General features: G+C 61.2%; 20 protein-coding genes. 9 read left to right on the top strand and 11 right to left on the bottom strand.

Annotation, left to right across the window (positions count from 1 at the left end):
• The first annotated feature begins 108 nt into the window (after positions 1-108).
• Positions 109-573 (top strand): hypothetical protein, encoded by a 465-nt coding sequence (locus tag LZ585_RS00485; protein ID WP_234854442.1) that lies wholly within the window; start codon positions 109-111, stop codon positions 571-573.
• Positions 574-639: 66 nt separating this feature from the next.
• Here the strand turns inward: LZ585_RS00485 and LZ585_RS00480 are convergent, their stop codons facing one another.
• The 7 genes from LZ585_RS00480 to LZ585_RS00450 are packed head-to-tail and all read right to left on the bottom strand — an operon-like array spanning position 640 to position 7258.
• Positions 640-1272: a PqiC family protein gene (locus tag LZ585_RS00480; protein ID WP_234854441.1), complete on the bottom strand. Its 633-nt coding sequence runs from the start codon at positions 1270-1272 to the stop codon at positions 640-642.
• A gap of 1 nt (position 1273) precedes the next feature.
• The gene (locus tag LZ585_RS00475; protein ID WP_234854440.1) at positions 1274-3316 is read right to left on the bottom strand and encodes a PqiB family protein; all 2043 of its coding nucleotides are present in this window, start codon (positions 3314-3316) and stop codon (positions 1274-1276) included.
• 7 nt (positions 3317-3323) lie between these two features.
• Positions 3324-3962: a paraquat-inducible protein A gene (locus tag LZ585_RS00470; RefSeq protein ID WP_234855863.1), complete on the bottom strand. Its 639-nt coding sequence runs from the start codon at positions 3960-3962 to the stop codon at positions 3324-3326.
• Between the two features lie 26 nt (positions 3963-3988).
• Positions 3989-4669, bottom strand: a complete 681-nt coding sequence (locus LZ585_RS00465) for a paraquat-inducible protein A (RefSeq protein WP_234854438.1) — start codon at positions 4667-4669, stop codon at positions 3989-3991.
• Positions 4670-4709: 40 nt separating this feature from the next.
• A complete protein-coding gene (locus LZ585_RS00460; RefSeq protein WP_234854437.1) occupies positions 4710-6491 on the bottom strand; it encodes a sensor histidine kinase in 1782 nt (593 codons plus the stop codon).
• A gap of 9 nt (positions 6492-6500) precedes the next feature.
• Entirely contained in the window at positions 6501-7067 is a 567-nt protein-coding gene (locus LZ585_RS00455) for an RNA polymerase sigma factor (protein WP_234854436.1), read from the bottom strand.
• Between the two features lie 44 nt (positions 7068-7111).
• A complete protein-coding gene (locus tag LZ585_RS00450; RefSeq protein ID WP_234854434.1) occupies positions 7112-7258 on the bottom strand; it encodes a NepR family anti-sigma factor in 147 nt (48 codons plus the stop codon).
• A 97-nt stretch (positions 7259-7355) separates the two neighbouring features.
• Between LZ585_RS00450 and LZ585_RS00445 the strand changes: the two genes are divergently transcribed.
• Entirely contained in the window at positions 7356-8162 is an 807-nt protein-coding gene (locus LZ585_RS00445) for a response regulator (RefSeq protein WP_234854432.1), read from the top strand.
• A 30-nt stretch (positions 8163-8192) separates the two neighbouring features.
• Here the strand turns inward: LZ585_RS00445 and LZ585_RS00440 are convergent, their stop codons facing one another.
• The 4 genes from LZ585_RS00440 to LZ585_RS00425 are packed head-to-tail and all read right to left on the bottom strand — an operon-like array spanning position 8193 to position 11271.
• On the bottom strand, positions 8193-9083 hold the full coding sequence (locus LZ585_RS00440) for a YihY/virulence factor BrkB family protein (RefSeq protein ID WP_234855862.1): 891 nt from the start codon (positions 9081-9083) through the stop codon (positions 8193-8195).
• Positions 9084-9141: 58 nt separating this feature from the next.
• Positions 9142-9843 (bottom strand): DNA polymerase III subunit epsilon, encoded by a 702-nt coding sequence (dnaQ, locus tag LZ585_RS00435; RefSeq protein WP_234854431.1) that lies wholly within the window; start codon positions 9841-9843, stop codon positions 9142-9144.
• Positions 9836-10423 (bottom strand): dephospho-CoA kinase, encoded by a 588-nt coding sequence (coaE, locus tag LZ585_RS00430; RefSeq protein WP_234854429.1) that lies wholly within the window; start codon positions 10421-10423, stop codon positions 9836-9838. The genes dnaQ and coaE overlap by 8 nt, the downstream gene beginning before the upstream one ends.
• The gene (locus LZ585_RS00425; RefSeq protein WP_234854428.1) at positions 10420-11271 is read right to left on the bottom strand and encodes a shikimate dehydrogenase; all 852 of its coding nucleotides are present in this window, start codon (positions 11269-11271) and stop codon (positions 10420-10422) included. Before LZ585_RS00425 ends, coaE begins: the two co-directional genes overlap by 4 nt.
• A 460-nt stretch (positions 11272-11731) precedes the next feature.
• Between LZ585_RS00425 and LZ585_RS00420 the strand changes: the two genes are divergently transcribed.
• The 7 genes from LZ585_RS00420 to LZ585_RS00390 all read left to right on the top strand — a co-directional run bounded on the left by LZ585_RS00420 (position 11732) and on the right by LZ585_RS00390 (position 18971).
• Positions 11732-12175 (top strand): CopD family protein, encoded by a 444-nt coding sequence (locus LZ585_RS00420; protein ID WP_234854426.1) that lies wholly within the window; start codon positions 11732-11734, stop codon positions 12173-12175.
• A 127-nt stretch (positions 12176-12302) separates the two neighbouring features.
• Positions 12303-13574, top strand: coding sequence for a transcription termination factor Rho (gene rho, locus LZ585_RS00415; protein ID WP_234854424.1), 1272 nt, complete (start codon positions 12303-12305; stop codon positions 13572-13574).
• 10 nt (positions 13575-13584) lie between these two features.
• Entirely contained in the window at positions 13585-14850 is a 1266-nt protein-coding gene (mnmE, locus tag LZ585_RS00410) for a tRNA uridine-5-carboxymethylaminomethyl(34) synthesis GTPase MnmE (protein WP_234854423.1), read from the top strand.
• Between the two features lie 9 nt (positions 14851-14859).
• On the top strand, positions 14860-16719 hold the full coding sequence (gene mnmG, locus LZ585_RS00405; protein ID WP_234854422.1) for a tRNA uridine-5-carboxymethylaminomethyl(34) synthesis enzyme MnmG: 1860 nt from the start codon (positions 14860-14862) through the stop codon (positions 16717-16719).
• Positions 16716-17309 (top strand): 16S rRNA (guanine(527)-N(7))-methyltransferase RsmG, encoded by a 594-nt coding sequence (gene rsmG, locus LZ585_RS00400; protein ID WP_234854420.1) that lies wholly within the window; start codon positions 16716-16718, stop codon positions 17307-17309. The genes mnmG and rsmG overlap by 4 nt, the downstream gene beginning before the upstream one ends.
• Complete coding sequence (locus LZ585_RS00395; RefSeq protein ID WP_234854418.1) at positions 17299-18081, top strand: ParA family protein; 783 nt, start codon at positions 17299-17301, stop codon at positions 18079-18081. Before rsmG ends, LZ585_RS00395 begins: the two co-directional genes overlap by 11 nt.
• Complete coding sequence (locus LZ585_RS00390; protein WP_234854416.1) at positions 18081-18971, top strand: ParB/RepB/Spo0J family partition protein; 891 nt, start codon at positions 18081-18083, stop codon at positions 18969-18971. Before LZ585_RS00395 ends, LZ585_RS00390 begins: the two co-directional genes overlap by 1 nt.
• Positions 18972-18982: the final 11 nt, after the last annotated feature.

Below are 18982 nucleotides of genomic sequence, written 5' to 3'. Positions count from 1 at the left end.
TGCTTTCACGTCCGTTTCACGGCCCGGGCCAATACTGCTTCCATTGTAACCGATGATCGGTCGCACGGGGTGACGCCTCGCTAGGCAGCAGCAAGAGGGAAGAACGACATGCCGGGTGACACAATTCCGAATTTCAACAACGTAATCGCCGCGCTTCAGCTCTTGGGCGGTGGACCGGGGGGTGCGCGGAATGCGCCGGTCCATCTGTCCGACGATCTGGAAACGGTGATACCAGGGCGGTCAGGGAACGGTGCTCCTCTCGCCGAACCCGACCGCCCGACCTGGGCCGCGTTTCGCCGGCTCGAGCAGGAAAACCAGCTTCTTGTCGATCATGTCGAGATGCTGGCCTGCGCCCTGGGTGCCTGCCCAAATTGCTGGGGCAGGATCGAGGATTGCGAAGACTGCGGAGGCGTCGGTCGTCCCGGTGCCTTTGCCCCCGACCGAAGCTGTTTCGACCAGTTCGTGCTGCCGGTCATCGTCCGCGTCATGGGGCGGGCCGATCTGCACGACGACCCTGAACCCCGTCCCGGCGATTACCGGGATCGGGACAACCCGCCAAGTTCCCCCGTGTAACCAGTGTCCTGTCCCTTGCGGGTTGTTTGGCGGATGGTTTTTGCACCATCCGCCAAATTTCTTGCCCTAGAACAACGGATCAAGGGCGAAGGGATCCACGGCGGCCGAGGTGGCAATCGTGCGGCCGGGACCGGACAGGGTGGCGATCTGCCGGGCCAAGATGGCAATGGCCGATGACGCCGCCGCAGCCGAGGCCTCTGGCCCGGTGGTTCCCAAGGGCACGGAAATGTCGAAGCTGCGGGCGTGGTTCGCCCCGCCGCTGCCTTCGTCCGACACGAAATAGCGCCCCGATAGGCGATAGGTGCCATTGGCCTGGGCGAGGGCGCGTTCGACCCGAACCTCCAGCCGTCGCTGCGGGGGTTCGGCCAGGGGCCAGGGTTCGCTGATCACGGTCGCACCGGATGCGTCGGAAATCGCACGGGCCAGCGACAGGGTGAATGCCCGTTCCGGGTTGTCGGCCCACAGGTTGCGCGGGTTCGACCGCACGGCGCCGTCCTCGGTCTGGAAGGCCACCTCTTGCCCCGACGCATATTCGGGCAGCGACACGTCCTTCAGTTCCGCGCTACCCAGGCGGTTTGGAACCTGGTCCCCCGTCACCGGCGGGTCGATGATGTAGCGCGCAGTCTTTTCCGGGTTGGAACAGGCCGACAGTCCCAGAAGGCCAAGGCAGGCAAGGGCAAGGGGCAGGCTGTGGGTCATGTCATCGTCCCAGAATGAAGGCGCGGGGGTTGCGTTCGATCAGCCGGGCCAGCGACCCGAAGGCCTCGGTCGCGCGGCGCAGTTCGCGCAGCATGTTGACCGCCTCGGTGTTGAAGGCCGACCGGTCGCCATAGGAGGCCAGCACCCCGTCGGCCCGCGCCGCCGCCGCCTCGAGACGCTGGATCAACTGCGGCAGCCGCTGGACCGAGGTGGCGATTTCATCCGCGGCAGTGCTGGCGCTGTCCAGGGCATTGTTCAGGCTGCCCGCCGCATCGCCGTCGCGCAGGTCGTTCAGCAGGCCCGATGCCGCTTCCAGCGTGTTTGACAGGTTGCGCGGCAGTTGCTCGGCATCCTCGCTGCCCAGCATGGCGCGCAGGTCGGCCAGGATTCCTTCGGCCTGGGCGCTGATTTCCGAAAAGTTGAACTCCTCGACCGCAGCCGCGGCGGCGTCGATGCTTTCGACCATCTCGGGGGCATCGGCTGCGGCCAGCTTGACGGCCTCGGCTGCGGCGGCGGCTTCCTCGACCAGGCGGGCAATGTTTTCCGCCGTGCCCGCCTCGCGCAGGTCGCGGGCCATGCCGCCTATATCGGTGGCCGCATCGCGGGTCTGGTCCAATGTCTGCCGCAGGCTTTCGGGAATGGCGCGGGTATCGTCGGAACTGGCAAGGGCGGTGATGCTGTTCATCATGTCGGTGGCCGATTGCAGCACGTCTTCAAGCGGCAGGCTGCCCATGCGCGACAGGAAGCTTTGGGCGCTTGCACTGAAATCGTCCAGATCGCCGGGGACCGAGGGCATGATCGGGTTCGGGTTGGCGTCCAGGTTGATGCTGGCTGGTTCGGCATTCGGGATTTCCACCAGCTCGACCATCAGCGATGTGCCCAGGAACCCGGCACTGGCGACGCGCGCGCGCAAGCCATCGGCCACGGCCTGCTGCAGGAAGGAAAGGGCATCCTCGGGCGTGGAATCCTGGGCAAGGCCCAACCGCGCGGGCGAGATCGCCATGGTCACGATCTGCCGGATTTCGCCCCTCGGTTCGTCCACCGACACGGCCAGATCGGTGACCTGGCCTACGCGCAGGCCTTGGAACTGCACATCCGCGCCCTTAGCCAGGCCTTCCAGGGAATCGTCGATCAGCATGGCGATGCGCAGGGGTTCGGCATTGTCGCTGGCCAAGATGTCGTTGCGCGCCGTTTCCTCGTCCGGCTGCAAGGTATAGACATGGCCACCTTCGACCGGCCGCCCGCCGCTGACCAGGGTGTCGAAAGCCACGCCCCCCTGCAGGACCGAAGACAGCGAATTGACGCTGAAGGACACCCCCGACGCGCCTAGCGACAGCGAAAAACCCGAAGTGTCCCAGAACACGGTCGATGTGGTCAGGCGCTTGTCATGGGGCGCCTCGATAAAGGCGTCGGCAATGACCTGATCCTCGCTTCCGGCCAGGCGGATGTTTTCCATCCGGCCTACCTGAACCCCGCGATACAGGACCGGCGCGCCTTCGCTGATGCCGTCGGCATTCTCCATCGCCAGCGTCACCTGGGTGCCCGGTGTATCCTCGCGGATCAGGGGCGCGCGATCCTGGCCCACGAAACGATCCTGGGGCGCGCCCACGTTTGCGTCCCAATATCCCTCGATAAAGGATCCGGTCAGGACCGTGTCCAGGCGCGTGACCCCCTGGGCCGTGACCTGCGGACGGACAATCCAGAACGAGGCGTCGGCGTCGATATAAGGGGCAACGTCCTTGTCCACGCGAATCTTGACGACCACGCGGGACAGATCCGCGGTAAAGCTTACGGATTCAACCTGGCCCACGGTGATTTCGCGAAACCGCAGCGCCGTTTCGCCGGGCGTCACGCCGGTGGCGTCGGCAAATTCAACCTCGATCATGGCGCCCCGGTCGGCATAGGCGTTCCAGGCAATGCCCAGCGTCACGACAAGGGCAATGATCGGAACAAGCCAGATCACGTTGATCCCGGCCTGGGCGGCGCGCGCGGCCGTCTTGCGCACGGGGCTTGCCGGTCTTGGGGGCGGCGGCGTTTCGGTCATCGCGATGTCAGTCCTGCCCCTCGGTCCCCGTCCGGCTTCGCAGCGGCAAGCCGCGCCAGATCAGTCTTGGATCAAAGCTTTGCGCGGAAAGCATGGTGAAGGCAACAGACAGCGCGAAAGACACGGCGGCAGGACCGGGATGGATGGAGGCGACAAAGCCCAGTTGCACAAGCGCCGACAGGATCGCCACCACGAACACGTCGATCATCGACCATCGGCCGATGAATTCCACCACCTCATAGATTTTCAAGCGGGTATGGGCCTGTTCCACGGTCGCGGGCCGCCCGGCAACCGTCGCCAGCCAAGCGATCGCCAGGAACTTGGCCCCCGGCACGATGACGGATGCGACAAAGACGATGATGGCGATGTCGTAATTGCCGTAATGCATCAGTTCGACCACGCCTTGCAGGATCGTCGCCTCGGAACTGCCTTGCAGGCCTGCGAATGTCTGGGTGCGCATCATCGGGAACAGGTTGGCGGGGACATACATGATCAGTCCCGCCGCCCACCAGGCCCAGACCTTCTGCAGGCCGCGCCGGTCGGGCGGCACCAGATCCGCGCCGCAGCGGTCGCAGGTTTCCCGATCCTCGGGCCAGACGCGGCCACAGGACCGACAGCCCAGCAGTCCGGCGCGATGCGCGGTCATGATCGGCGCGTCCGGCGCGTCAACGGTCACGAGGCGCGCCCCCGGGCCATTTCCCGGCCATCGGTATGCAGGCCCGCGTCCTCGATCGCATCCCAGATGGTCGTCTGGCACATGAACCCGCGCGAGGCGAGGTTGACCAGGATCAGCGCGCAGAAGGCCCAGAAGGCGGGACCAAGATGGACGGTCGCAAGTCCCGCGACCTTGACCAGGGCCACCGCGGTTCCGATCACGAAGATTTCCGCCATGGACCAGGGCCGCATCAGTTCGGACCAGCGAAACGCCCGTGCGGCGTGGCGATAAGGCGCACGGCCCTGCGCCAGCGGCGCCAGCGTATAGACCAGCAGAAAGGACCGCAGGACCGGCAGGCCGACGATCATCGCCATGACCGCCAGCACCAGGGGCAGCAACACCCCGTCGGCAAAGGCCATGCCCACCCCGAACAGCGATGTCGCGTTGCCAAATCCCATGCGCGATATTTCCAAAAACGGAAAGAACACCGCCCCCATCATCAGCACCATCGACGTGAATGCCAGGGCAATCAGTTGGGTGAAAGCCCCCCCGCGCGGCTTGGCCAGCACCCCGCCGCAGCGGATACAGCGGGCGGTTTCGCCCGGTTCCAGTTCTTCCTCGACGTGCAGGGCATCGCAGCGCGGACAGGCCATCAGCCCTCGGCCGGTCGTCAGATCAAAGGTGTCGGGTGCATCCATGCGTTCCAAGATAATGCCCCGGCCGCCTTGCACAAGCGCCCTAATGCCGGGCCCCGGCCCGTGCGGCCGAAGTCAGGACGACATTGCGTCCATCGGCCGCGACATCCCCGGTCTCGACCGCGAATTCCAGCCGCAGCCGGAAGCTGTTGCCTTCCATCCCGGCAGTCGCCTGTCCTTCGAGCTGCGTGGTAAAGGCATCGATCAACTGGCTGCCCAGCCCGGTTCCCCCCGACTTGTCGGTTTCGTCGATGGAGTTGGCGATTTCCAGAACGCCCCGGCCCGGCGCGGGCGAGGTCAGGCTGATCCTGACCCAGGGCGCGCCCTGGCCAGGGGCGACACCTGCATATTTCAGCGCATTGGTGAAAGCCTCGGTCGCCAGAAGCGACAAGGGTACGGCCTGATCGGGTAACAGGACCAGCGTCTCGATCTGCGTTTCGATCCGCAAGCCGCTGCCCGGTTCCATGGATGCGCTAACCATCTGGTTGACGATGTCCTGGATCAGCCGCCCTGCCTCGACCGCATCCAGGTGTTCGGCCTGATACAGGTTGCGATAGATGGTCGCTAAGGCCGCCACCCGGTCCTGGACCGAGCGCAGGACACGCTTGGCATCGGGATCGTCGATCACCCGGCTTTGCATGTTGATGATCGAGGCGATCAGCTGGAGGTTGTTCTTGACCCGGTGGTGAACCTCTTTCAGCAGGACGGTCTTTTCGGCGACCGCTTCCTCCATCGCTTCCTCGTCGCGGATCAGGATGCGGGCCATGTTGTGAAAGGTCTGGCTGACATCGCAAATCTCGGTCGGGGCATCGGTCAGGACGGGGGGTGGTTCGGACCGGTTGCCGATGGCAAAGCGGCGCATCTGGCTGCGCAGAACGCTGACATGGCGCAAGACCATGCGGAACACCGCAAAATAGGCGACGGCAAGCGACACCAGCCACAAGGCCATGGGGATCGTCACCGCGCCCAGTCGGGAAATCTGGAACAGCCCCACGCTGGCGGTCTTGGGCGACCAGCTTCCAAGCGCGTAAACCAGGCCCGGCACGGCGGGAACCACGGTGAACATTCGCGTCTGCCCGTTGCCTGCACGCGCCTTGAAGGTCGTCTCTGTCCGGGACAGCAGGTCGGCCAGATCCATGTTCTGCGGCAGGATATCCTGGGTCGAAACCTGGGCATCGCTGTCCGATGTCAGGATTTCGCCCCGTTGGTTGAAGGTCACGATCCGCGCGCCTTCGGTGCCGAAGGTGGTATTGTGGGTGGACCGCAAAAGCTCGTTCGTCAGCGAAAGGCCGATATAGCCCAGCAACTGCCCGTTGCGATACAAGGGCTGCATGACCAGGACGACGGACCGCTGGGTGACTGTTCCCCTGTCCAGCGATGTGACCAGCGTGCCCGGCTCGGCGATGAACCTTTTATAGCCTTCCGAGGGGGTGAAATCGACAGGCCCGTCCTGGGGGGACGAGGTGCAGGAACTGATCCCGTCCAGCGGCACAAAGCCCGCAAAAACATAGGTCGCGCTGCGTTCGATGAAATTGCGCATCAGATCGGCGCAAAGCTCCGGCCGGTCCATCGATTCCAGCACCGCCGGACCAAGCGCGTCGGCCGAGCCAAGGGCGCTTTGCAGCAGCGCCCGTTCCCCCGCCGCAGCCGATGACGTGCGGCCCAGAAGGGCCAGTTCGACCCCACGCTCGGCCTCTTGAACCAGGTTGAAGTTCTGGATCAGCGAGATCAGGCCAAGCGGAAGGATCGCGACCGACAAAAGGGCACCAAGCCGGAACCCCAGCTTGCGCGTGAAATCCAGCCGATCGCTGATCCGCCGGAGCACCGGCGTATCCTAGCGGGCGATGGTGTGGCTGGACGCCATCACGGCCAGGGTCGCCTGATCGGTCATGTCCAGATCCTCACCGTTTTCCATGTGCAGCAGTTCGGCCAGCTTGCGCCGCCCGCGATTGGCCCGTGACTTGACGGTGCCGATGGCCACGCCGGTCATGTCTGCCGCTTCCTCATAGGAAAAGCCGGACGCGCCGACCAGGATCAGCGCTTCCCGCTGCTCGTCGGGCAGTTGCTGGAAGGCCGCCCGGAAATCCTTGAGCGCCAATCGCCCGTCGTGATCGGGACGCGTGGCCTGGCGCGCGGCATGGATGCCGTCGGTGTCGCTGACCTCTCGCTTGGTCTTGCGGCGCGCGGAATAGAAGGTGTTGCGCAGGATGGTGAACAGCCATGCCCGCAGGTTTGTGCCGGCCTGGAACTTGTCCATGTTGGTCCAGGCCTTGACGATGGTGTCCTGGACCAGATCGTCGGCGCCTGCGCCTTCGCGCGTCAACGACAAGGCAAAGGCGCGCAGGGCGGGCAAATGGTCCACCAACTGGTCGCGCGGATCCGTCGTTGCAGGAGTCTTCATTCTGTCACCGTCCACCGCTGCGCTTCGTCGCTTTTGCAAATGAGTCACTTCTGGTCGCGCAATTGTTCAAGAAGGGCCAGAAAACGGTCGGGAATCTGTTCGGTCGTGTCCTGTTCAAAGGCCCGACGCAAATTCTCGTCAATCTGCTTTTCGACTGCCGCCTTGCGACGGTCATCTCGCTTCGGTGTCATTATTTTGTTAGTCCCGGAAATCTTGTGCGCACGTTGTCCAACCTGTAGGGGTTGGGATAGGTTCCGCGCAATATGTGAAATTCGAAGGATGTGAAACATGTCGTCTGCCGACCTTGCCCAGTCGATCGGGCGCGAGCTGCCCTATCTGCGGCGTTACGCGCGTGCGCTGACCGGCAGCCAGCGTGCTGGTGACAACTATGCCGCAGCCACCCTGGAGGCGATCTTGTCGGATCGCTCGGTGCTGGAGGCCGAGGACGATACCCGCATCGGCCTGTTCCGCACCTTTCATGCCATCTGGCAGAGTTCCGGCCAACCGATCGAGGACGGCGACCGCACCGCGCGCGAGTCGCGTGCGCAGGATCATCTGCGCGGCCTGACCGCCAATTCCCGCGAGGCCTTGCTGCTGCGCACGATCGAGGAACTGCGTTACGACCAGATCGCCCGCATCATGCAGATCGACCAGGCCGAGGCCGAGGAACTGGTCGGGATCGCCCTGTCGGAAATGAGCGCGACCTTGCGCGGCAAGGTCATGGTGATCGAGGACGAGATGATCATCGCCATGGACCTGAAGGGCATCGTCCAGTCCATGGGCCACGAGGTCACGGGCGTGGCGCGCACCCATACCGCCGCCATCGAGCTGGCCGCCCAAAGCCGCCCGGATCTGATCCTGGCCGATATCCAGCTGGCCGACGGATCCTCCGGTATCGACGCGGTCAACGAACTGCTGCGCGACCTGGGCGACATCCCGGTGATCTTCATCACCGCCTTCCCCGAACGGCTGCTGACCGGCGAACGGCCCGAACCGGCCTTCCTGATCTCGAAGCCTTATTCCGAGGAGCAGGTGCGGTCCGCCGTCAGCCAGGCGATGTTCTTCGCCTCGACCGAGGGGCTGGACGCGGCCTGAAGGGGCAATCCTTCGACCAAGGGCGGCGGATCATTCCGCCGCCTTTTTCACATCCGCCAGCAGGGATGCGCGCGCCTCTCGGGCGGCGCGGACGCGGCGGCGGCGGGCCAGTTCGACATTGATCAACGCCCCCAGCAAGACCGAAAACCCGGCCAGATAGAACCACATCAGCAGGGCCACCACCGTGCCGATGGAGCCATAGATCCGGTTATAGCTGTTGAAACTGCTCAGATAGGCCGAAAAGGCGACCGAGGCTACGGCCCATAAGAAGGCCGCAAAGACCGCCCCCCAGGTAAAGACCGGCGTGCGCGGCGTTTTCACGTTCGGCCCATAGCGATACAGGATGCCGATCCCCAGGATCACCAGGATGAACATCGCGCCCCAGGGCAGGCCCGCCACCAGCCAGCCGCGCACCTGTTCGAAGACCTGGAAATTCAGCAGGATCGGCACAAGGACGATGGTCGCCAGTCCCGCCAGCGATATGCCCACGATGGCCAGCGTCAGCCCATAGGCCAGCACAAAGCCGAAGACCGTCGAATGGGACCGCACCCCATAGGCCGCATTGAGGCCGCCCACCACCGCCTCGACCCCGGCACGGGCGGCAATGGTGGCCACCATGAAGGACACGAAAGATGCCCACCCGACCGAGGTGCTGCCCGCCGAGGTCAGCGACATAATCTGCGCGTCGATCAGGTCCGCGGCGCCGTCGGGCAGGAATTCATGCGCCACATCCAGATAGGCCGTGATCACGTTCGGATCGAACCAAAGGCTCCACAGGGCGATAATGGCGGCGAGGCCCGGAAAGACCGCGAACATGGCGTAGAAAGCCACGCCTGCGGCGATCAGGCCCATGTGGATCTTGTCCATGCGTTCCAGAACCGCCGCCACAAAGGCCCAGATCTCGCGCAGCATGGTCAGCATCGGCACCTTCGCCCTTGTGATCGGCCCAGCACCATGGCGTCACCGGCAAGCGGATCTGTCAACCTGTATAGCGTGCCCAGATCGCGCTTTCGCCCAGCCCTGCGACAAATTCGGCATGGGCCTCGGCCTCGGCCGGGGTCAGGCGCGGGGGCAATGGCGCGCGGCGCGCGGCGCGGGTGCCGGTGCCGCCTTGCGGCCCGGCGCTGGCAACGCTGTCGCGGGGCTGGTCCAGCACCAGGTCGGGCTGCCTGCCGCCGATCAGTTCCAGATAAACCTCGGCCAGCAATTCGCTGTCCAGCAGCGCCCCGTGCCGCTGCCGGTTGGAGTTGTCCACGCCAAAGCGGCGGCACAGCGCGTCCAGCGACGCGGGCGAGCCGGGAAATTTTTCCCGCGCCAGGGCCAGGGTGTCCAAGGCACGCGACCAGGGCAGGGCAGGGCGGCCCAGGCGGCGGAATTCGGCATTCAGAAATTTCATGTCGAAGCTGGCATTGTGGATCACCAGGCGCGCGTCGTCGCCGATGAAATCCACAAAGCCCTGGACGATATCGGCGAATTTCGGCTTGTCGCGCAGGAAGTCGTCGCCCAGGCCATGCACTTCGAATGCGTCCTTGGGCATGGGGCGTTCGGGGTTGATATAGACATGGAAAACCCGCCCGGTGGGCAAGTGGTTCACCAGCTCGATCCCGCCGATTTCGACGATGCGGTCGTCCTTGTCCGCGTCGAAACCCGTGGTTTCGGTATCCATCACGATCTCACGCACGGGCGGCGATCTCCTTCACAATGTCCTCGACGGCCTGGCGGGCGCCTTCTGGGCTGTCGGTTGGAATGATCCAGTCGGCCCGTGCCCGTTTTTCCGCATCGGGCATCTGCCGCGACAGGACCAAGGCCAGCATATCTTCCGTCATCCCCGGTCGGGCCATTACCCGCCGCCGCTGGGTTTGCGCATCCGTGGACACCACCGCCACGCCGTCCATCTGTGCCTGATACCCGTTTTCGAACAGCAGCGGAATATCCAGAACGACCAAGGGCGCGTCGGCATGGCGGGCGACATGGGCCTCGCGGTCCGCCGCGACAAGGGGATGAACGATGGCCGACAGGTGGTCCAGTGCCGCCGGGTCGTCAGCAATCGCGGATTTCAGCGTGGCACGGTCGATGCCGCCGTCCCGCAGGGCCGCCGGAAAGGCCACGGCCACCGGGCCGACCGCCGCGCCGCCCGGCGCATAAAGGCGATGGACCGCCGCATCGGCGTCCCAGACCGGATGTCCCAGGTCGCGAAAGATTTGCGCGGTCGTGGATTTGCCCATGCCGATGCTGCCGGTCAGGCCCAGGCGAAAGGTCATTCCAGAACGACCCGGCGGGTTTCGTCGTCAACCTCGGGCCGGCGGCCGAACCAGCGTTCGAACCCGGGGGCTGCCTGATGCAGCAGCATTCCCAACCCATCGACCACCCGGCATCCCCGCGCCTGCGCTTCCAGCAGAAAGGGCGTCATCAACGGCGTATAGACCAGATCCGTGACCAAGGCGTCCGGCGACAAGGCGTCCAGCGGCACGCACAGGGGCTGCTTTCCCTCCATCCCCAGGGATGTGGCGTTCACGACAGTGGCGGCGCCTTGCAGCATATTGCCCGCCTGTGCCCAGTCATAGACAATCAGGCGGGCACCGAACTCGGCCTTGATCTGTTCCGACCGGATGCGGGTCCGGTTGGTGATCCGCAGTTCCTTGACGCCGCTGTCCAGAAGCGAGGCCACAACTGCCCGTGCGGCGCCCCCCGCGCCGATCACGGCGGCGGGTCCGGCATCGGCCTGCCAGCCGTGCGCGTTCTGGCGCAGGTTGGCCACGAAGCCATAGCCGTCCGTATTGTCCGCATGGATCTTGCCGTCCGGTCGGAAGATCAGCGTATTGGCCGCCCCGATCAGCGCCGCACGATCAGTCACGGCATCGGCCAGGGTCAGCACGGCCTGCTTATGGGGAATGGTGACGTTGATCCCCACGAAGCCCAGCCGGGGCAAGGCGCGCAGAACCTCGGCCAGGTGTTCGGGCATGACGGGCATGGGGATGTAGTGACCGGCAATGCCATAGCGGCGCAGCCAGTGGCCGTGCAGGCGGGGCGACCGGGAATGGGCAATCGGCATTCCGATCACCCCGGCAAGTGGAACATGGGCAGGGTGGCTTGGCTGATCGTCGGTCATGGCGGGCATCCCTTGGCTCGCTTTACCCTAAATCCTGGCGGCCATGAAAAAAAGCGCCCTTTTGCAACAGGATGGCCAGTGCGCCAGCAGGGCTGTGGATAACAGCCGGGGGGAATCGGGTCGAATCATGGGGGCAGGATCCAGTGCAGGGGCAAGTGGCTACAATCGGACCGGAACATCCGTCGAACAGCCGCGATACGCACCCAGGTGCATAACTGCCGGATCTGCGCCGGCGGATCTGTGGAAAAACACGCCACGACAACCGTCTCCACAGATTTATCCACATCTTATAACGCTGACAAATAATGACTATTTCTTTTTTTGACACCTTCGTCCCGGAATTATCCACATCCAGCAGATCCGGGGGAGAATCTTGGAATTTCTGCTTTATCCCACTGTCCACAGGCCCTACATCAACATCATCCTTTATCTTTCTTTCTATTTAAGAAGAAGAACAGCGATGCTGGATTGGCTTTTGGTGATCTATCCCTATGCCAAGGCGTTTCACGTCATGGCGGTGATTTCCTGGATGGCAGGGTTGTTCTATCTGCCACGGTTGTTCGTCTATCACGCGGAACGGGGCGGGACGCCCGAACCCGCAGGCAGCTTCACCATCATGGAAGACAAGCTGCTGCGCCTGATCATGAACCCGGCGATGATCGCCACCTGGCTCAGCGGACTGACACTGGTCCTGACACCCGGCATCGTCGACTGGTCGATGGTCTGGCCCTGGACCAAGGCCGCCGGTGTCCTGGGCATGACCTGGTTTCATATGTGGTGCGCGGGTCAGCGGCGTGCCCTGGTGGCGGGCAGGGGGCACCCGGGACGGCGCTATCGCATGATGAACGAAGTGCCGACGCTGCTGATGGCAGTGATCGTGCTGTCTGTGATCGTCAAGTTCTGACCTGCAAAGATTGACTCAGGCGGCGGGCCTGTCTATGTGACGCACAAGCCCGGCCGTCCGGCACGGGGTTTCCCGATTCCCATCTGACCAGCCGTGTGGCCATGCTGCGCGGGATTGCGGTGCCATCATGTCCGAAGAACGCCTGAACCTGTCCGAACTCAAGGCCAAAAGCCCGGCCGAACTCCTGTCCCTGGCCGAGGAATGGGAGATCGAGAACGCCTCGACCATGCGCAAGGGCGAGATGATGTTCTCGATCCTCAAGGAGCACGCCGAGGAAGGGTTCGACATCGGCGGCGACGGCGTGCTGGAGGTCGTGCAGGACGGTTTTGGCTTCCTGCGGTCCACCGCCGCCAACTATCTGCCCGGTCCCGATGACATCTATGTCAGCCCCGACATGATCCGCCAGCACGCCCTGCGCACCGGCGACACGGTCGAGGGGGTGATCCGTGCGCCTGGCGAAAACGAACGCTATTTCGCGCTGACCAAGGTCGAGCGGATCAATTTCGAAGATCCCGAAAAGGCCCGCCACAAGGTCGCCTTCGACAACCTGACGCCGCTTTACCCCGACGAGCGGTTGAAGATGGAAATCGAGGATCCGACGACCAAGGACCGCTCGGCCCGGATCATCGACCTGGTGTCGCCTATCGGCAAGGGGCAGCGGTCGCTGATCGTGGCCCCTCCTCGTACCGGCAAGACGGTGCTGTTGCAGAACATCGCCCATTCCATCGCGCGCAACCATCCGGAATGCTATCTGATCGTGCTACTGATCGACGAGCGTCCCGAAGAGGTGACCGACATGCAGCGGTCGGTCAAGGGTGAGGTCGTGTCCTCGACCTTTGACGAACCGGCCAGCCGCCACGTCGCGGTATCGGAAATGGTCATCGAAAAAGCCAAGCGCCTTGTCGAGCATAAACGAGATGTTGTTATCTTGCTTGATTCTATCACAAGACTTGGTAGGGCGTTCAATACCGTTGTCCCAAGTTCGGGCAAGGTTCTGACAGGGGGCGTCGATGCGAACGCCTTGCAGCGGCCCAAGCGGTTCTTTGGCGCGGCGCGGAATATCGAGGAAGGCGGATCGCTGACCATCATCGCGACGGCGCTGATCGATACTGGATCACGCATGGACGAGGTGATCTTCGAGGAATTCAAGGGCACCGGTAACAGCGAGATCGTCCTTGACCGCAAGGTGGCCGACAAGCGCGTCTTCCCGGCGATGGATATCCTCAAGTCTGGCACCCGCAAGGAAGAATTGCTGGTCGATTCGAAGGATTTGCAGAAAACCTATCTGCTGAGGCGGATCCTGAACCCGATGGGCACGACGGACGCCATCGAATTCCTGATCTCGAAACTGAAGCAGACGAAATCCAACGCGGAATTCTTCGATTCAATGAACGCCTGACGAGGCAGCCATGGACTTGATCTTTGCCGAAGCCACTCCGCCTGGGCGGGGTGGCGTTTCCATTATTCGGATCAGCGGGGATGGCGCGAAGTTTGCGGCCGAACGCCTGGCAGGACCCTTGCCTTGCTCGCGTTATTCTTACCTGCGTAACATCTGCGAGGAGGGCGAGATTCTGGATCGCGCCCTGGTGATGTGGTTCGAAGCGGGACATAGTTATACCGGCGAAGAAGTGGCCGAGATTCATTTGCACGGTGCACCGGTCATTGTCAGACGCTTAGGTCACGTCCTTGCAAGTCAGGGATTACGCTTGGCAGAAGCCGGAGAATTCACACGCCGAGCCTTCCTGAATGGCAAGATGGATCTGTCCGAAGTCGAGGGTTTGGGCGATCTTCTTGCCGCCGAAACTGAATCGCAGCGTCGTCTGGCACTTCGGATGAGCCAAGGCGAGCTGGCCCGTAAGGCGGATGGATGGCGTTCCTTGCTGATCCGGGCTGGTGCCTTGGTCGAAAGCAGCGTTGATTTTGCCGATGAAGACGTTCCTGAAGACGTCCCAGTCGAGGTGTTCGATCTGCTTGCCACCTTTCGGCGGGAACTGGAGGAGCAGATCCAAGGCTATTCCGCTGCAGAACGTATCCGCAATGGCTTCGAGGTGGCGATCATTGGTCCGCCCAACGCCGGAAAATCCAGCCTGATCAATCGAATTGCTCGGCGAGAGGTAGCTTTGGTATCGGATGTGGCCGGGACGACCCGAGATATCATTGAACTGCGGATTGATCTGCGCGGGCTGGCAGTGACCTTGTTGGATACGGCGGGGCTTCGAGATGTTCAGGATCACGTCGAAAGCCTCGGAATTGTCCGCGCACGCGAAAGAGCGAGTGCGGCGGATCTGCGGGTGCATCTTTCTCCCAATGGGGAAATTGATACGATATTGTGGCAAGACGGCGACCTGGCAGTTGCCAGCAAGTCTGATTTCAATTCAATTAGGAAGGGTTTGTCTGTATCTGCTCTGACAGGTCAGGGGCTTGACTTGTTGCTTGACAAAATCTTTGAAACGCTTTCGGACCGCACTTCTAACGCTGGTCTGGTTAGTCATCAACGACAGGTCACCGCCTTGATAGAGGCAGTCACAGCAATGACAGGCGTTGATGACCTTCCACCCGAGCTTTTGGCGGAAAACATCCGGCAGTCTGCCGTTTCACTGGATCGTTTACTTGGCAGAATCGGTGCTGAGGATTACTTGGATGTTATCTTTACGTCCTTCTGCATTGGGAAATAGGTGTTTCACGTGAAACAATATGACGTGATAGTTATTGGCGCAGGGCACGCTGGCTTGGAAGCAGCGGCCGCCTCGGCACGAGTCGGCGCAAGCACAGTTCTCGTTACGATGCGCCGTGAAGACATCGGCACTTTATCCTGCAACCCGGCCATTGGTGGCCTGGGTAAGGGTCATTTGGTCAGGGAGGTCGATGCCTTGGACGGTCTGATGGGGCGGCTGGCTGACCAAGCGGGAATTCAGTTTAGACTTCTTAATCGAAAAAAAGGACCCGCGGTGCAGGGCCCGCGTGCGCAGATGGATCGTCATCTATATCGTAGAGCTGCCTTTGCGACTATCTCGCGCCAGCCAAATCTTAAATTGGTTTTTTCGGAGGTTGCGTCGCTTGTCGGGACAGACGACAAAATTACTGGTATTAAACTGGCAGACGGCACTGTTCTCTTTGCACATTCGGTGGTCCTTACAACGGGTACCTTCTTGAATGGAACAATCCACATTGGAGATGTCAGCCGACCGGCAGGACGTTGGGGTGATCAGGCGTCAAACAGCCTGGCACAATCCTTGATGCGCTTTGACCTGCCTCTTGGCCGCCTCAAGACTGGCACACCCCCACGCTTAGCTGGTCGGACAATTGACTGGAATAGTCTTGAAAAACAATGGGGAGACAGTGACCCTTTACTTTTTTCTTATCTAAGCCGGACTCTTGCAACGCCCCAAATTGCTTGCGGAATTACGCATACCAATCAGCGCACCCACGACATCATTACCAAAAACTTGTCTCGTTCCGCAATGTACGGTGGACACATCTCTGGCACGGGCCCTCGTTACTGTCCTTCAATAGAAGACAAGGTGATTCGTTTCGCAGACAAGGATTCACATCAGATTTTCCTTGAGCCGGAAGGCCTAAATGACGACACGGTGTATCCAAACGGGGTTTCCACTTCGCTTCCTGCGGATGTGCAATTGGATTTTGTACGTTCCATAAGAGGCTTGGAACGTGCAGATATCCTGCAACCAGGCTACGCAGTCGAATATGATTATGTTGATCCACGGGCCTTAACGGCGACTCTAAGCATAAAGAGTGTCACTGGTCTTTATCTTGCAGGGCAGATCAATGGCACCACCGGATATGAAGAAGCCGCTGCGCAGGGGCTGGTGGCGGGGCTAAATGCTGCATATGCGGCGCAAGACCGGGAGCTTGCAGTTTTTAGCCGCACCAAAAGCTATATTGGAGTCATGATTGATGACCTGACATCAAAGGGCGTGACCGAGCCGTACCGGATGTTTACATCACGTGCAGAATTCAGGCTAACGCTGCGTGCAGACAATGCTGATCAGAGGCTGACGGGACAGGGCCTGAAACTGGGGTGCGTGGGGGAGGAAAGGCGCGTTGCCTTTGAAGAGCGCCAAACTCGCTATGACACAGCAAGATCAGAAATGGAGGCAGCAACCTTTGCCCCGACTACATTGACGAAAGCTGGCATCACGGTCAGCCAGGATGGACAACAGCGGTCTGTTTTCAGTCTTTTGGGTCAGACTGACATTTCTTTGGAAAAGTTAATGGCGGTTTTCCCGCCATTGTCCCGGATTCAACCGGAGACCCTGCAGCAAATCAGAAACGATGCCTTGTATCATAGATACACAGACAGGCAGGCGAGGGATGCGGATTTGCTCCGCAACGACGAAGGAGTTCACCTTCCGTACGACTTTGATTACTCTATATTATCTGGATTGTCGGGTGAACTTACCGCTAAGCTGATGGCAATCCGACCTGCGACCCTGGCTGCTGCTGCAAAAATTGAAGGCATGACACCCGCCGCCTTGACCCTGCTGCTTACAGCTACTCGCATATCGGCCAGAAAGCAGGCATGACTGTTTCACGTGAAACAACCGGGCGCTTGGAAGTTTACAAATCCATGCTGCAGCGGTGGAATCCTCGCATCAATTTGGTAGCCCCTTCAACTCTAAATGATCTTGAAGCTCGACACATCAAAGACTCATTGCAACTGACACATCTCGCAAATCCTGAAGGAGGCGTTTGGGCCGACTTGGGAAGTGGTGGGGGCCTGCCCGGGTTGATCATAGCAATTGCCTTCGCAGACAGAGCGACCAAATTTATTCTGGTTGAGAGTGATCAACGAAAGGCTGCGTTTTTGCGTGCCGTTGTTCGTGAAACCGAATTGACCAAGGTAACCGTACTGTCTCAAAGAATCGACGCGGTGCCTCCGCTGAATGCTGAATATGTCAGTGCGCGCGCTCTTGCTCCTCTTGGTGAGCTTATGGCATATCTTGATCTTCACCTTGCACCCTCTGGAGCGGCTTTTTTAATGAAAGGCCGTCATTGGCGGACCGAGGTGGAAGAAGCCATGAAGGCTTGGTCCTTCGACTATACCGCCCACCCGAGCCAAACGCAGGATGGTGCGGCGATACTGGAAATAAGCGGGGTCACACATGGCGCATAGCGTCGTTGCCATTGCAAACCAGAAAGGTGGGGTGGGGAAGACCACAACAGCCATCAATTTGGGCGCGGCCTTGGCCATGGATGGGCATCGGACCATCCTGATCGACTTGGATCCGCAAGGCAATGCCTCGACTGGCTTGGGGATCAATGTCGAACAACGACACAAGACGGTGTATGATCTGCTGGCTGGCACGGATTCGGTGACTGACTGCAGTATTGACACCGACATCCCGAACCTGTCCATAGTGCCTGCCACCTCGGATCTGTCCTCGGCCGATGTGGACTTGTCGCAGGTCAAGGATCGTACGCGTCTTTTGAAGCGCAAGTTGGATCAGGCAGCAAGTGACAGCATTGTTCTGATCGACTGCCCGCCGGCTTTGGGTTTGTTGACCGTCAATGCCATGGTTGCCGCCGATGCCGTGCTGGTGCCGTTGCAGGCGGAATTCTATGCTCTTGAAGGTCTTTCCCAGCTGCTGTCCACGGTCAAGCACGTCCGGCAAGGCGGCAATCCAAACCTCCGCGTGAATGGCGTCCTGTTGACCATGTCTGATTACCGCAACAACCTGTCGCAACAAGTCGAGGCTGATGCTCGCGCCACCTTGGGTGATCTGGTTTTTACCACGGTTATTCCGCGCAACGTGCGTGTGTCCGAGGCGCCTTCCTTCGCGCAGCCGGTGTTGTTGTATGATCCCTCATCCAAGGGAAGCGCCGCCTATCGTCAGTTCGCGGCTGAATTCGCAGTGCGCCTGAAACTGGCCAAGGAGGAAGCCTGATGTCCGACAGCAAACTTGCCAAGCGTGGTTTGGGCCGCGGTTTGTCGGCCCTGATGGCCGATCTGGACTTGGATGGACCGGCCGAGGCGAAGCCGGTCAAGGACCGCACGATGGTTCCTATCGAGCAGATCACTGCGAACCCTGACCAGCCTCGGCGACACTTCGACAATGGGGCATTGCTGGAACTGGCGGACTCATTGCGTCAGCGAGGAGTCTTGCAGCCGTTGATCGTGCGCAAGCACCCCCAGGATGACAGTCTTTTTCAGATCGTCGCCGGTGAACGCCGCTGGCGTGCGGCGCAGATGGCGCAATTGCACGAACTGCCGGTCATCATCCGAGAGTTGTCGGACACCGAGGTTCTGGAAGTCGCCATTATCGAAAACATTCAGCGTGCGGATCTGAACGCCATCGAGGAAGCCGCCTCCTTTCGCCAGTTGATGGACCGGTTCGGCCATACGCAGGAGAAACTGGCCGAGGCCTTGAACAAAAGCCGCAGCCATATCGCCAATTTGCTGCGGCTGCTGAGCCTGCCTGATCAGATCCAGGACTACGTCAAGGATGGCAAGCTAACGGCTGGTCATGCCCGCGCCTTGATTACAGCGGATAACCCCTTGGCCTTGGCTCGGCGGGTGATCGACAACACATTGTCTGTGCGTGAAACCGAAGATCTTGTGCGAAAGCAAGGCAAGGCCACTACGGATAGCCCCAATGCTAAAGCGAGCAGGAAAGCCAATAAGGATGCCGATACTCGGGCCTTGGAAGCGGATCTGTCTGCCCAGTTGAAAATGTCCGTGACCATCGACCACGGATCCAATGGGGGCGGAACCGTCACGATCGGGTATCGAGACCTTGAGGAACTTGACCGGCTTTGCCAGCTTCTGGGTCGATAGGATCAAGGCAA

The sequence above is a fragment of the Paracoccus everestensis genome, assembly GCF_021491915.1.
Taxonomy (GTDB): Bacteria; Pseudomonadota; Alphaproteobacteria; order Rhodobacterales; family Rhodobacteraceae; genus Paracoccus; species Paracoccus everestensis.
This window is presented reverse-complemented; position numbering and strand designations above follow the sequence as displayed.